The organism is Nitrospirota bacterium (assembly GCA_040752355.1).
Classification (GTDB): Bacteria; Nitrospirota; Thermodesulfovibrionia; order Thermodesulfovibrionales; family Dissulfurispiraceae; genus JBFMCP01.
In genome coordinates this window covers 166,313-179,997 of sequence record JBFMHE010000001.1, presented here as the reverse complement: position 1 = coordinate 179,997, position 13,685 = coordinate 166,313, and the positions used below count along the sequence as shown (strand labels likewise).

12 protein-coding genes are annotated in these 13,685 nt (G+C 54.5%); 2 read left to right on the top strand and 10 right to left on the bottom strand.

Translation table 11 applies throughout. The features are described 5' to 3' along the window. Positions 1 to 3: 3 nt before the first annotated feature. The 10 genes from AB1805_00830 to AB1805_00785 form a co-directional block, all read right to left on the bottom strand. Positions 4 to 1,071 carry a nucleotidyltransferase family protein gene (locus tag AB1805_00830; protein ID MEW5743970.1) on the bottom strand — a complete coding sequence of 356 codons (1,068 nt, stop codon included), beginning with the start codon at positions 1,069 to 1,071 and terminating at the stop codon, positions 4 to 6. Positions 1,072 to 1,195: 124 nt separating this feature from the next. Beyond that, on the bottom strand, positions 1,196 to 2,386 hold the full coding sequence (gene neuC / locus AB1805_00825) for a UDP-N-acetylglucosamine 2-epimerase (GenBank protein ID MEW5743969.1): 1,191 nt from the start codon (positions 2,384 to 2,386) through the stop codon (positions 1,196 to 1,198). Continuing rightward, on the bottom strand, positions 2,380 to 3,048 hold the full coding sequence (locus AB1805_00820; protein MEW5743968.1) for a PIG-L deacetylase family protein: 669 nt from the start codon (positions 3,046 to 3,048) through the stop codon (positions 2,380 to 2,382). The genes neuC and AB1805_00820 overlap by 7 nt, the downstream gene beginning before the upstream one ends. Further along, positions 3,045 to 3,929: a formyltransferase family protein gene (locus AB1805_00815; protein ID MEW5743967.1), complete on the bottom strand. Its 885-nt coding sequence runs from the start codon at positions 3,927 to 3,929 to the stop codon at positions 3,045 to 3,047. Before AB1805_00815 ends, AB1805_00820 begins: the two co-directional genes overlap by 4 nt. Beyond that, the gene (gene neuB, locus AB1805_00810) at positions 3,926 to 4,933 is read right to left on the bottom strand and encodes an N-acetylneuraminate synthase (protein MEW5743966.1); all 1,008 of its coding nucleotides are present in this window, start codon (positions 4,931 to 4,933) and stop codon (positions 3,926 to 3,928) included. The genes AB1805_00815 and neuB overlap by 4 nt, the downstream gene beginning before the upstream one ends. Beyond that, complete coding sequence (locus tag AB1805_00805; protein ID MEW5743965.1) at positions 4,930 to 5,583, bottom strand: acetyltransferase; 654 nt, start codon at positions 5,581 to 5,583, stop codon at positions 4,930 to 4,932. The genes neuB and AB1805_00805 overlap by 4 nt, the downstream gene beginning before the upstream one ends. Then, the gene (locus AB1805_00800; GenBank protein ID MEW5743964.1) at positions 5,580 to 6,683 is read right to left on the bottom strand and encodes an aminotransferase class I/II-fold pyridoxal phosphate-dependent enzyme; all 1,104 of its coding nucleotides are present in this window, start codon (positions 6,681 to 6,683) and stop codon (positions 5,580 to 5,582) included. The genes AB1805_00805 and AB1805_00800 overlap by 4 nt, the downstream gene beginning before the upstream one ends. Beyond that, the gene (locus AB1805_00795; GenBank protein ID MEW5743963.1) at positions 6,676 to 7,674 is read right to left on the bottom strand and encodes an NAD-dependent 4,6-dehydratase LegB; all 999 of its coding nucleotides are present in this window, start codon (positions 7,672 to 7,674) and stop codon (positions 6,676 to 6,678) included. Before AB1805_00795 ends, AB1805_00800 begins: the two co-directional genes overlap by 8 nt. Positions 7,675 to 7,936: 262 nt before the next feature. Beyond that, positions 7,937 to 9,985: an NAD-dependent DNA ligase LigA gene (gene ligA, locus AB1805_00790; GenBank protein ID MEW5743962.1), complete on the bottom strand. Its 2,049-nt coding sequence runs from the start codon at positions 9,983 to 9,985 to the stop codon at positions 7,937 to 7,939. A 37-nt stretch (positions 9,986 to 10,022) separates the two neighbouring features. Further along, positions 10,023 to 10,517: a CinA family protein gene (locus tag AB1805_00785; protein ID MEW5743961.1), complete on the bottom strand. Its 495-nt coding sequence runs from the start codon at positions 10,515 to 10,517 to the stop codon at positions 10,023 to 10,025. Positions 10,518 to 10,668: 151 nt separating this feature from the next. On the opposite strand from AB1805_00785, the gene AB1805_00780 reads away from it, so the two are divergent. Together AB1805_00780 and ftsH are read left to right on the top strand one after the other, a co-directional pair. After that, positions 10,669 to 11,625, top strand: coding sequence for a 1-phosphofructokinase family hexose kinase (locus tag AB1805_00780; GenBank protein ID MEW5743960.1), 957 nt, complete (start codon positions 10,669 to 10,671; stop codon positions 11,623 to 11,625). Between the two features lie 31 nt (positions 11,626 to 11,656). Beyond that, a complete protein-coding gene (gene ftsH, locus AB1805_00775; protein MEW5743959.1) occupies positions 11,657 to 13,594 on the top strand; it encodes an ATP-dependent zinc metalloprotease FtsH in 1,938 nt (645 codons plus the stop codon). Positions 13,595 to 13,685: the final 91 nt, after the last annotated feature.

Sequence of the window (13,685 nt, the reverse complement as noted above, 5' to 3'; positions counted from 1 at the left end):
TTCTTATATGTGCAGCTTATCGACGGCCCGGCGGTACTCTTCCCACTGACCGATATCGACATATTCATTCTCATTCACCGGATAGGTGACGACCTTCTTGTGGTGCTTCAGGAGGCAGGTCATCAGGTCGGTCATATCGAAATGCGACCGCTCGGGGATATAGCGGAGGACCTCTCTGCTCAGCACATAAACGCCCGTATTGATGGTGAAGGTATATTCCGGCTTCTCGAGAATGTCCGTAATCCTTCCGCCGTTCTTGAAGTTGATAACGCCGTACGGAATCTTGTAATGCTGAATAGAAGAGAGGACTGTCATCGAGGCGTTCTGCTTTTTATGCAGATGGACCACCTCTTCGAAATCGGCCTTGACGATGACATCGCAGTTGGAAACGATAAAGGTATCCGCTATTTCGTCTTCCAGGAGCTTCAGGCTCCCCCCGGTCCCCCAGAAGTCCTCCTCCCACACGTAGTGCAAAGTATAGTCCTTATCGATATGTTTAAAATAGGCCTCGATCATCTCCCCTTTGTAATTTAAGGTGAGGTAATAGTCTTTGATGCCGAAATCCCTGAACTTGTCGATGATGATCTCGATGATAGGTTTATCCTTGATAGGGATCAGCGGTTTCGGCAGTATTGTGGTGAAGGGCTCCAGCCGCGTCCCCTTCCCTCCCGCCATAATGACGACGGGAACGCAGAGCTTTCTGCTCGTCGACTTTCCGTTCGTATCCTCCGAAAAGACCTCTTTCCAGGTAACAAAATCCACCACCTTGTTGTCATCATCCACCACCGGAAGCAGTTCGATCTTCCTCTTGATGAGAATCTTCTTCGCTTCCTTCGTACTGAATTCCGACTTCCTTATGAAGGTGGGTTTCCTGTTGTAAACCTCGCTGATATCGGTATCCAGACTCTTACCCGCCAGGATATACCGCCTGATATCGCCGTCGGTAATGGCGCCGAGGAGCCTGCCCCTCTTGTCCACGACCAGCAGCACCTTCTCGGCGCACCGGTCCAACTGTTTCAGGGTGTCTTTTATAGACTCCGTCTCGGTAATCAGCATTTCCTTCTGCAGCATTCAATTCACCTCGATAGAGACTCATTTTCAGCTGAACACTCCATCTGATATATACTGGCAGTGAAGTATTCCATATCGATCACCCATGTCGAGTGTTCGGTTATGGGGATCCAGCACTCGAAACTCAAATCGCTCTTCCTTTCGTACCATAGCCAGGCAAATCGAAAAAAATCTTTTTACCCATACTCTTTATGTCGTGTTTTTTTAGAATATCCTTAATCCTCAGTGCAGTATTTCCATCGCCGTAGGGGTTCTGTACCGTCCGAAGGTGTTTCTGGAATTCATCGGAATATAGATGTCCTATCGCTTTCTTTATCGCCGAGGTTGTCGGCTCACAATCAATAACGCTCGTTGCTCTTATCCTGCCCTCTTGCCGCCTGCCGATATTTATCGTACCAACTCCTAAACTAGGGGCCTCAAGAATTCCACTCGATGAGTTGCCTACTACTGCATCAACGCAGCGCATTGTTGATAAGTATCCGCGCTGCCCAAGTGAACAGAATGCAAACGATTTTTCCGGGCGAGTTGCAACATATTCATCGATTAGCCTATTGATTATTCGTCCCCCCATGTCGGCATTTGCCTTAGTAAAGATGATAGTCGTATCCTTTTGCACGTCTAAAGCTCTGAGCAAAGCTTTAAACTGTACCTCCGAGGTGTTATTTTCTAATGTAACCGGATGAAACGTAACAAGCACGTTGTGCTTGTTAAACTTTATGCCATACTGTCGCTTCAGCTCCGCCTTGGAGAGGAACCTCAGTTTTTTAACTGTGTCCAGCCCTATAGCGCCTACAGCAAACACTCTCTCCGGCTGCTCTCCCAGCTGGATGACTCTCCGCCTATACTCTTCTGTAGAAGTGAAATGCAAGTGGCTCATTTTAGTTACTGAATGTCTTATGGCCTCATCGATCAGGCCAAAAGTTGCTTCTCCTCCGTGTAGATGGGCAAGGGGAACCCTGCAAATCAGTGCTGCAGTTGCAGCGGCAAGTGCCTCAAACCTATCACCAAGGACCACTACTATATCCGGCTTTAGCTCCTCGAGAGTCTCGCTAAAGCTTATGAGCCCCAATCCTACGGATTTGGCCAAACCTACCGATGTATCAGAACTTAAGAGAATCTCCACTTTTTTGTTTATTTGAAATCCGTCAGCTTCTATTTCCTTATATGTCAAACCGAATTCTGGAGCTAAATGCATGCCGGAAACTATTATCTGAAGTTGCAAGCCTTCATCCCTATTAATCTCATGCATAAGCGGCCGCAGGAGACCATACTCCGCCCTTGTACCACTAAATATACAAATCTTTCTCTTTACCATATCTCCTTTAAAATTACGAAACTCTCCGCATATTGACATCCCGCCGTAGCTCCTCTGAAAGTTGCCAGGGATTTTATGTTTTCTATGCTCCTGGGAAACGGATGCTCCCCAATCTCACTCTTATAGACCCTCATTATTTCGAGCTTTTCATGCAAAAAATCACTAACGTCTATAAAATAGTTTGGAATGAATGCATGCCCGTACAAACTCGGGGCAAATTCAGTCTCACTAATGGTCTCGTACATTGCCACTCTCTTTAGAAGAGGGTGTCTGAATGCTTTTGTGCAACTGTATGCAGCCTCAAAAAGTATTCTATGGTCGCTATGAATATCTCCTTTGAAAGGAAGATAAAGAGTCTCTGGTTTAATCAGCTGAAATATAGTAGATATCCTATTTACCAGCTCGCCGATGGGTATCTCATCCGTCTTCATGGCCGGCACATCAAGATTGTAGACCTCATCAAATCCATACATAGTGGTTACTCTTTCTATCTCTTCCTTTCTCGCCACTATTCTTTCGCGCTGGAAACCGTCCTCCTCTCTCATGCATGTAGCAATAAGCCAACGTATCTCATCACCGCTCGCCTTGTGTTTTAGCAGTGTGCCGCCACAACCAAGGGTTTCATCGTCAGGATGGGCTGCGAGAACCAACACTTTCCTCATTGCAAGTATTCTCCTACTATAGGCAAGCCTTCAAACTCATGGGTTATAAGGAGAATCGCATTATCCGCGCATTTTACCAATACTTGGCCTTGTGCGACGTTTATAACTTTACCATGCTCTATATTACTCAAATTTACTTGGACCTCTCTTGCATCCCACACTCTTACTTCATGCCCTTTATATACAACGTGAGCTCCTACGTAGGGCTTTGTTAGTGCTCGAACAAGATTATAAATTGTCCTGCTGCACATTCTAAAATCTATTTCTCCGTCTTTCTTTATCCGCTTTCTCCAGTAATTCGCCTGTGCACGATCTTGAGAAGTACGCCGAAACGTTTTGTCATATAATTTCGGAAGGAACGTTTCTATCTGTATCAACGCTGCACTTATTATTTTGTCATAAAGTGTTCTTGCGTTGTCCTCATACGTAATCTCAATATCAACTTGACTTAGAATATCGCCATCATCTGCATCTTTACTCATGAAAAAAAAGGTTGAAGCAGTCTTCTCAAGTCCTAAAGCTAAGGCCCATATTATAGGATGCCTGCCTCGATTTTGAGGAAGCTTGGCAGGATGAAATCCGATAACGCCCATTGGAGCTATACCTAAGACCTCATTATTCAGTAGTTGAGAGAAGCCGAAACAGAAGATAACATCAGGCAACAAGCGCTCTATCCACTGGATAGTTTCCCTCTCATTTATTTTTTCTACATACCGATAGGGGATAGAGCATCCTTCGCATATATCGGTGAGGTCTGCAAAATCAGCATTGAAAGCTGAGCTTTTTTGAGTTACGACACCCACAATATTCGCTCTTAGATGTAGCAGTTTCTCCAACATTCTTCTGCTTGATTCAACAGACCCTATGAAAATGACTCTCATAGTTCTATTATCTCGTCCTCGGTGAACTTTGCTTTAGCTACTGTTCCAATAACACTATCCCATTTCATGGGGCTTATTCCCGTTCCCGGCCTTTTAACCGTCACGTTCTCCTCCGACAGCGTTTCACCTTTTTCAATATTTCTTGATGCCACAATGCTTTTTCTTACCGCGATTTTATTCTTCATTTCTGATAACGAGGGGCTCTTGATACCATTACCAAGCGCTCTTTCAGTATTTCTTATAGCAGTAATCATACTTTTCAACTCCCCGTACTCTAAAGAAGCTTTATGGTCCGGCCCCTCCATGGTCCTATCAAGCGTAAAGTGTTTTTCAATAACAGTTGCTCCAAGGGCAACCGCGGCAATCGGGACCTCGATACCGTTTGTATGATCCGAATATCCAACACTTACCTTGAACGCATCTCTGATGGTAATCATGGCAAGCAAGTTCACGTCTTTCAGCGGGGCAGGATACTCGGTTGTACAATGCAGCACCGTAATGTCCCTCTTTGCCGTACCCGCCTGCGTGAGCACATCGAGCGCATCCTCTATCTCGCCCATATCGGCCATGCCCGTCGATAGAATGATTTTCTTTCTCAATCCGCCTATTTTCCTCAAATACGGGAGATTGGTTATCTCCCCTGAAGGAATTTTGAATATGGTCAGGCCAAGAGCATTGAGCAGATCGATGCTTTCAAGGTCAAAAGGGGTGGAAAGAAATGCTATTCTCTTCCGTCTGCAGTGGGTTACCAGTTCCCGATGCGCCTTTCTGTCGAGCTCCAGCCGATTAACCATCTCGAGTTGGGATTCACGAGTACCGGTTGTCTTTTTTTGATAGTCGGCCTTCGGGGCATTTCTGCTTATGACTCTCTCGGCCTTGAAGGTCTGAAACTTGACCGCGTCTGCCCCCGCCTCGGAAGCAGCATCGATCATCCTCCTGGCGATAGCTATGTCGCCGTTGTGATTGACTCCTGCCTCTGCAATAACAAATACGCGCCGTCTCATACCGCTCTCCCCGGGAGAACGATCTTCCTCGCAGGGACGCCCACGTACGTACCGCTCTCGTCTATCGATCGCGTGACCACGGCCCCGGCGCCCACGATTGTATTGCCGCTGATAGTGAGCCCGTTGTTGAGAACACTGCCGCTCCCTACGAGGGTCCCTCCTCCGATGCGGCATTCTCCGTTGACAACGGCGCCGGTGGAAATATGGCAATGGTCTTCTATAACGCAGTCGTGCTCTATGACAGCGCCGGTATTGATGATGCAGTTCCTGCCGATACGCGAACCCGGACCCACAATTGCGCCGTGCATGATGATCGCTCCCTCGCCGATCGCTGCATGATCCGAAACACGGGCAGAGGGAGAGGTAATCGACGGGAGCTCGGCGCCGAGTCCTTTGAGCATGGCAAATAGCTGTCGCCGCTTATCAGGGGACTTTACCTGCCCTATCGTTATAAGAAAATACCGGTAGGCGCTCATGAGCGACGGCAGCTCGTCGTCGCCGGCGAAGAGAGGATATCCGAGAACGTTCGATCCCTTCTTTTCATTAACGTCGACGATCCCGGCAATGGAAAAATTGCCTGCTGCCTCGATCACATCGATACAGGCTCTGCAGTGCCCGCCGCCGCCAATCAGCACAAGCGCCTCTTTCATCGCTCCAGTATCTCCCTGAGCACGCTGCACGCATGCTGAATGTCGTTCGCCGTGTTGAGGGTTGAGCTCGGCAGGCACAAACTTCTCTCGTAGAGGCGATAGGTAGCGCTCAAATCACCCTTTGAGCACCTATGGTATGGAGGGAATTCCGTTATCGGCATGAAAAGCCTTCTCGTAGGGAGCCCCCTCGCGCGGAGCGCTTCCTGCAGGGCGGGCATATCGACTGCCCTTTCAACGGTTATACAGGTCAGCCAGCATGAGCTCTCGGCATCCCTGTACTCCTGCTGGAAGAGTATGCCATCGATCCCCGCGAGCGCTTCCCGGTAGAGCCGGTTGAACGCACGTTTCTTGGCCAGGAACTCCTCCAGCCGCGCCATCTGCGCAAGTCCCAGTGCCGCCTCTATGTTGGTCATTCTATAGTTGAATCCTATCTCGGGATGATAGTAGCCCTTTTCTTCATCCCGCGCCTGATTCACCAGAAACTTTATATGTCCCATTCGCTGGTCGTCTCTGCCGACTACCATCCCGCCGCCGCCCGTGGTGATGATCTTGTTCCCATTGAAGCTGAAACAGCCCATATCGCCGAAGGTCCCGGTAGCACGTCCGCCGAAGCGGGCGCCCAGACTCTCGGTGGCGTCCTCGACGACAGACAGACCGTGCCGTGCGGCAAGCGTCATAAGTGAGTCCATGTCACAGGGATTTCCATAGAGATGGACGGGGATAATCGCCTTTGTCTTTTTGGTGATGCTTTTTTCTATCGCTTCCGGCGCGATGTTCCATGTCGATGGATCGACATCGACGAAGACCGGCCTGGCTCCCGCATACATGAGGGGATTTACCGTGGCAACAAAGGTTAACGCAGGCACGATAACCTCATCCCCCTGCCCTATCCCAAGCTCATGCAGCGCCATATGGAGCGCCGCCGTCCCGCTCTGGGTCGACACCGCGCAGGGTACGTCCAGGTACAGCGCAAACCGCCCTTCGAACTCAGGGACAAAAGGTCCGACCGTAGAAACATAGCCGCTTTCGAGCGCCCGGTTCAGATACTCCTTTTCCCGCTCTCCGATATTGGGAGCATCGAGTGATATCTCGCTAGACATTGTAGATGTCGGCATTATAGCGTTGTGCATTTTCTTTCTGCCGCAGCCATTCGATAGTCTCCCGGAGTCCCTCATCCAGCGAATACCGGGGCTTCCAGCCGGTGAGCTTCATTATCTTTTTGCGGCTGCCCAGCAGCCGCTCCACCTCGCTTCTTTTCGGCCGAAGCCTTGCCTTGTCGCCGACGATTCTCGCCTCCGGATTGATCATCCCGATAAATTTCTTCGCGAGATCGCCCACGGATATCTCTCTGCCGGTCGCTATGTTTATTTCCTCGCCGATCACGTTGTCCGATTGTGCTATAGCAATGAAGCCGCACACCGTATCCTTGATGTACACGAGATCACGTGTCGGATGAAGCGCCCCGAGCCGCACTACTCGTTTACCCGCCAGGAGCTGCGTTGCAATGGTCGGGATCACCGCCCTCGCTGATTGGCGAGGACCGAACGTATTAAATGGTCTGACGATAACAACGGGCAGATTGAAGCTGCGGTAAAATGATTCGGCGAGAGCATCAGCGCCTATCTTCGTTGCGGAATAGGGAGACTGCCCCTGCCGTGGATGATGCTCGTCGATGGGCACGTAACGCGCCGTTCCATAGACCTCGGAGGTCGAGGTGACCAGCACCTTTTTCACCCCGGCGTCGCGCGAGGCCTGCAGGATATTGAGGGTGCCCTTGATATTGGTATCGACATATGAATCGGGAGAATGGTACGAAAAGGGAATCCCGATCAGCGCGGCGAGATGAAATACGACATCGATATCTTCCATTGCCGCGCGGACGCCATTGGGATCTCTTATATCGCCGGAGAATATCTCTATATCCTTCATCCGCTCCTTTGAAAGGCTGTCGAGCCATCCCCAGGAACTGAATGAATTGTAATAAACAAAGGCCCTGATCGAGCACCCCCTATCCTTCAGAGCCTCAACAAGATGGCTGCCGATAAATCCGTCGGCACCGGTAACCAAGATCTTTTTCCCTTTCAGGTCCATACCATTCCTCTTTAGCACAGCATTGACCACATGATCCTATGGGACCACCTTCAAAAGAGAGCAATAATTATACCTAGTGAGGCGAAACAGCAAGACTATTGAAATAACACTGTTTTCAACAGGGCGCCCTATCACTTTTTTCCTTGCCTGCTGCTATACGGCAAATCTTGCCGCGTCATAATTTTGACCCATACTCCTGTTATCGTGGGAAAACAGCAGTTACTTTAGAGGGGGTTGCTCGAAGGCGTGGATGACAGAGGCCCTAAAAAAGGGAGGCCTGTTCAGCGGATGATTTCGAGACGAGCTTCAGCAGCTCGTCGTACGTTATGACCTTGACGTCGAGCGACCGGGCCTTCTCGAGCTTCGAGCCGGCCTCGTCTCCGGCGACGAGGTAGTCGGTCTTCTTCGAGACTGTGGAGGCGACGTGGCCGCCCTGCTGCTCGATGATCTCCTTCACCTCTTCCCTCGTCTTCGGCAGGGCACCGGTGATCACGAAGGTGAGCCCCTCGAGGGGGCGTCTCTTCTGCTTATCACCCTCGTAATCGGGATTGGTGATGCTCAGACCGAGCTCCTTGAGGGTCTTGAGGGTATGGATATTGTCCCCGGTGTTGAAGAAGTCGGCTACCGAGCGGGCGGTCTTGTCCCCCATCTGTTTGATCGCGATGATCCGCTCGGGCTCGACATGGTAAAGATCCTCGAGCCTCTTGAAATGCTTCGCCAGCAGCCGCGCCGCATACTCCCCCACATGGATGATGCCGAGAGCGAAGAGGAAGCGGGCGAGCGTCGTTTTTTTGCTCCGCTCGATGGCAGCGATAAGATTGCGGGCCGATTTCTCGGCGAACCGGGGGAGCTCGAGAAGGGCCTCCTCTTTCAGCCGGTAGATATCGGTGAGCCTGCGGACGAGGCCCTGTTCATACAGCAGCTCGACATTCTTCTCGCCGAGGCCCTCGATATCCATGGCAGCCCTCGAGGCGAAATGCTTGATGCGCTCCTGCGCCTGGGCAGGGCACTCGAGCGAGACGCACCGGACCGCCACCTCGCCGGGCTCGCGCACCAGGCCGGAGCCGCAGGCAGGGCACGTTTCAGGAAGGCGAATCGGCCGCTCCTTCCCGGTCCTCTTCTCTTTGACCACGCCGGCGATATGGGGGATCACGTCGCCCGCCCGCTCGACGATCACCATATCGCCGATCCGCACATCCTTCCGCTCGATCTCGTCCCAGTTATGGAGCGTCGAGCGTGAGACGATGACCCCGCCGATCCGGACCGGTTCGAGCACCGCGATCGGGGTGACCACGCCGGTCCTGCCCACGCTGGGAATGATATCGAGCAGCTTCGTCGTCCCCTGATGCGCGGGGAACTTGTAGGCGATCGCCCACCGCGGCTCCCTGGTCTTTGCTCCCAGGAGCTTCTGGAGCCCGAAGTCGTTCACCTTTATTACGGCGCCGTCGGTCTCGAAGGGAAAGAGCCGCCGTTTTTCCTCGATCTCCCTGATGACCTCGATGGCCCGGCCGATTCCCCTGACCAGGCGCACGTTGACGGGAATGGGGAGACGCACGCGCTTCAGCCAGGCGAGGAGCTCGTCCTGGCTCCCGAAGGTCATGCCGCTCACGGCGCCTGCTCCGTAGCAGGTGAGATAGAGTCTCCTCGCCGCGGTGATCGAGGGATCGAGCTGGCGTACCGACCCTGCCGCAGCATTCCTCGGATTGGCGAAGAGCGGTTTGCCCTCCTTCTGCCGCTCCCTGTTGATGGCTTCGAACTCATCGATATTCATGTAGACCTCGCCGCGCACATCGATCCTCTCCGGGACCGCAGCGGCCCCCTCGAGCTTCAGCGGCACGGCGCGTATGGTCCTGATATTCTGCGTAACGTCTTCCCCTTCGTAGCCGTCGCCCCTCGTCGAGGCGCGTTCGAGGAGCCCGTCCCGGTAGGTGAGCTCGATCGCGAGGCCGTCGTACTTCGGCTCCACCGTATACTCGATCTCGCCCTCGGTCCTGAGGAGCCGCTTTATTCTCTTCTCGAACTCTTCGACCTCCGCGTACGAGAAGGCGTTGTCGAGGGAGAGCATCGGCTCCTCATGCCGCACCTTCCCGAACTTCTCGAGAGGCGGGGCGCCGACCCGCCGCGTCGGGGAGTCGGGAGGCACATAGCGGTAGCGCTCCTCGAGTCCTTTGAGCTTGTGATACAGCCGGTCGTACTCGGCATCGGAGATGACCGGCGCATCGAGGACGTAATAGAGATAAGAGTGGTAGTTGAGCTCCCTCGCGAGCTTCTCGATCTCGTGCTTTATCTCTTTCGGCAACGCTTCAGACATACCCTCTCCGCAAAGTCGAAACCCGGAATTCGAAACCCTAATCCGCCCGAGGCGGACTCGCACTTTCAAGAAGAAATCTCAGCGCCTCGAGGGCAGCCGCCTCCTTGTTCTCCGTCCGGTCGCCCGCGAGATGCAGCGTTTTCGAGAATGTGCCGCTGCCGCTGCTGACGGCGAGATAGACGAGCCCCCGCTCCTTGCCTTCGAGCGCTTCGGGGCCGAGGTTTCCGGTGGTCGAAAGCCCGAAGCCGGCGCCCAGCAGACGCCGCACCCGCTCCGCCATCTCCCGCGCCGCCTCCCCGCTCACGGCGCCGTACCGCGCAATCAGGTCCGGCGCAATGCCGAGAACCATCTGCTTTGCCGCGTCCGCGTAGGTCACCAGGCCGGCAATGAAAAAGAGGCTTGCGCCCGGGATCTCGGTAAGGCAGTGGCTCACCAGGCCCCCGGTACAGGATTCGGCGACGGCAAGGGTCGATTCCCTTTCCTTGAAATATGCATGGACCAGCGCCGCAGCTTCCCGCAGTTCACTCCTCATCCCTTACCGCTCCCTCCACGCAGAGAATATACTATAAAAATGATACCGGCACAACCGAAAAATTTCCTCTCCTGTCGAGGAGTTCTCGAATCGTCCCTTGTTTGACAAGGTGGGGGAAATGGGCTACCCTTGAGGTAGGAGAGGGACCGTCATGAAGACTATCGTCACCCTTACCATGAATCCCGCCATTGATACGAGCACCTCTGTCGATCAGGTACTTCCCGAGAGAAAGCTGCGCTGTGCTCCTCCTCATTACGATCCGGGCGGCGGCGGTATCAACGTATCGCGCGCCATGCACCGGCTGGGAGGCGAATCGGCAGCGCTGTTTACCGCCGGCGGGCCGACGGGGCAGATGCTCAAGGGCCTGCTCGACAGCGAGGGAATCATCAATTACCCTGTCCCGGTGCAGGGATGGACGCGGGAGAACATGATCGTCCTCGAGACGGGCTCGGGCAGGCAGTACCGCTTCGGCATGCCCGGTCCCCGGCTCACTCCCGAAGAGAGCGAGCGCTGCCTCGAACGGCTCTCCTCGTTTACTCCCGCTCCCGACTGCATCGTCGCGAGCGGCAGCCTCCCTCCGGGGATGAATGACGATTTCTATGCTGCAGTGGCGCGCCAGGCAGCCATACTCGGCAGCACGTTCATTCTCGACACTTCGGGAAGCGCCCTCGAAAAAGCGGTGCGCGAAGGGGTCTACCTGCTGAAACCGAACCGCCGGGAGCTCGGCGAGCTCGTTGGCCGGGACATCATCGATGATGAGGACGTAATGGCAGCAGCGCGCGGCCTCGTCGATGAGGGATTCTGTACCGCTGTCGTCGTCTCACTCGGCGCCGAAGGCGCCGTACTGGTCACTGCCGAACAGCAGGAACGTGCCAGCGCCCCTCCCGTGCCTGTCGTAAGCGCCGTGGGCGCGGGCGACAGCATGCTCGCCGGCATCGTGCTCGGTCTTGCGAGGGGGCGTCCCTTATCCGATGCGTTCAGGTTCGGCATCGCCGCCGGCGCCGCAGCCGTCATGACCCCCGGCACCGAGCTCTGCCGCAGGGAGGATACGGAGCGTCTCTTCGCGGAGATGCTCAAGCAGACTCCCGCCCCTGCCGGACAGGCATAGCCCGGCGTTCAAATTCCCCTCAGGAAGTACCATGAATCAGCAAAATACCGACAACCGTAACAATAAAGAGCAGAATTCCGAAAGCATGGGTAGTCCCCTGTGGCGGCTCGTTATCGTCTCCCTCGTCATCATCGCCATCATCTATATGTGGCAGCAGCGGACGAACGTGGCAGAGAATCCCCCGTACCAGACCATCACCTACAGCAGGTTCATCAGCGAGCTCGACGCAGGGAATATCCAGTCCGTAACCATCAAAGAGCTGAATGTCCAGGGAGAGCTCATCAAACCGATTTCCGTTACCCCGCCGGAGCAGCAGCGGTCGGTTACGATAAAACAGTTCCAGACCTATCTTCCGGCATTCCAGGGAGAAGAGCTCCTCGACCGGCTCCAGAAAAGAAACGTCGACATAAGCGTGAGGCCTGCGGAACGCACTTCCTTCTTCTGGCAGCTGGTGCTGGGCATCCTCCCCTGGGTGCTGATCATCGGTTTCTGGATACTGATAATGCGCCGGGCGCAGCAGCAGATCCATGGAGGGGCCGGCGGGCTCTTCAGCTTCGGGGCGAGCAAGGCGAAGCTCTATGACGTGAAGAATCCCAAGGTGACCTTCAGGGATGTAGCGGGCATGGAGAATGTAAAACAGGAGCTGCGCGAGACCATAGAGTTCCTCAAGAATCCCGCACGGTTCAAGGTGTTCGGCGCCAAGGTCCCCCGTGGGATACTCCTCGTTGGTCCACCGGGCACGGGCAAGACGCTCCTTGCGCGGGCGACGGCCGGGGAGGCGGGGGTGCCGTTCTTCAGCATCAGCGGCTCGGAGTTCATCGAGATGTTCGTGGGAGTGGGCGCCTCACGGGTGAGGGACATGTTCCAGAAGGCCAAGGCAGCGCAGCCCAGCATCATCTTCATCGACGAGATCGACGCAGTGGGACGCACCAGGGGGGCCGGACTGGGCGGAGGACACGACGAGCGGGAGCAGACCCTTAACCAGCTCCTGAGCGAGATGGACGGATTCGCCCCTCATGAGGAGGTCATCATCATGGCCGCTACGAACAGGCCCGATGTGCTCGACCCTGCCCTGCTGAGGCCGGGACGGTTCGACCGCCATATCGTCGTCGACAGGCCGGGCTGGAAAGAGCGAAAATCGATTCTCGAGGTGCATACGAGAAACAAACGACTGGATGCGGATGTCAATCTCGAGCGGATAGCGAAAGGCACCCCCGGCATGACCGGCGCCGACCTCGAAAATCTCGCCAACGAAGCGGCCCTCATCGCGATCAGAAAGGGGAAGGACCGCATCTATATGGAGGACTTCGAGGAGGCGAGGGACATTATCCTGATGGGCTCGGTAAAGGAAGAGGCGATGAGCGACCTCGAGAAGAAGATCACCGCATACCACGAGGCGGGCCATACGCTGGTGGCATGGGAGCTCCCGAATACCGACCCTATCCATAAAGTCAGCATCATTCCCCGGGGCATGGCGATGGGAGTGACACAGCTCCTGCCCGAAGAGGACCGCCACTACTATCCCCGCTCGTACCTCATCAACAAGCTCAGCGTCGCGCTCGCGGGCAGGGTCGCCGAGCTCCTCGTCTTCAACGACCTCAGCACCGGCGCACAGAACGACCTGAAGGAGGCGACCGCCCTCGCCGAAAAGATGGTCGCCCAGTGGGGCATGAGCGAGAAGGTCGGACCGATCAATCTCGGCAGGGGAGAGGAGCACCCCTTTCTCGGCAGGGAGCTCTCGCAGCAGAAGCGGTACAGCGACGAGATGGCCTGGCTCATGGACCAGGAGATCCGGAGGATCATGAACGAAGCCGAATCGAGGGCCGGGGAGGTGCTGAAGAGGCATATGCCCGTTCTCAACGATCTTGCCGGGGCGCTGATAAAAGAGGAGGTGCTCGACCGCGAGAGCATCGAGCATATCATCGGCGAATCGAAAAAGAGAACCGAAGAATCCCTCGCGCCGGCATAGCACTCAACCATCAGCAATCAGCAATCAGCAATCAGCAATCAGCAATCAGCTATCAGCTATCAGCTATCAGCCGTCAGTGTAACTGGCCCGC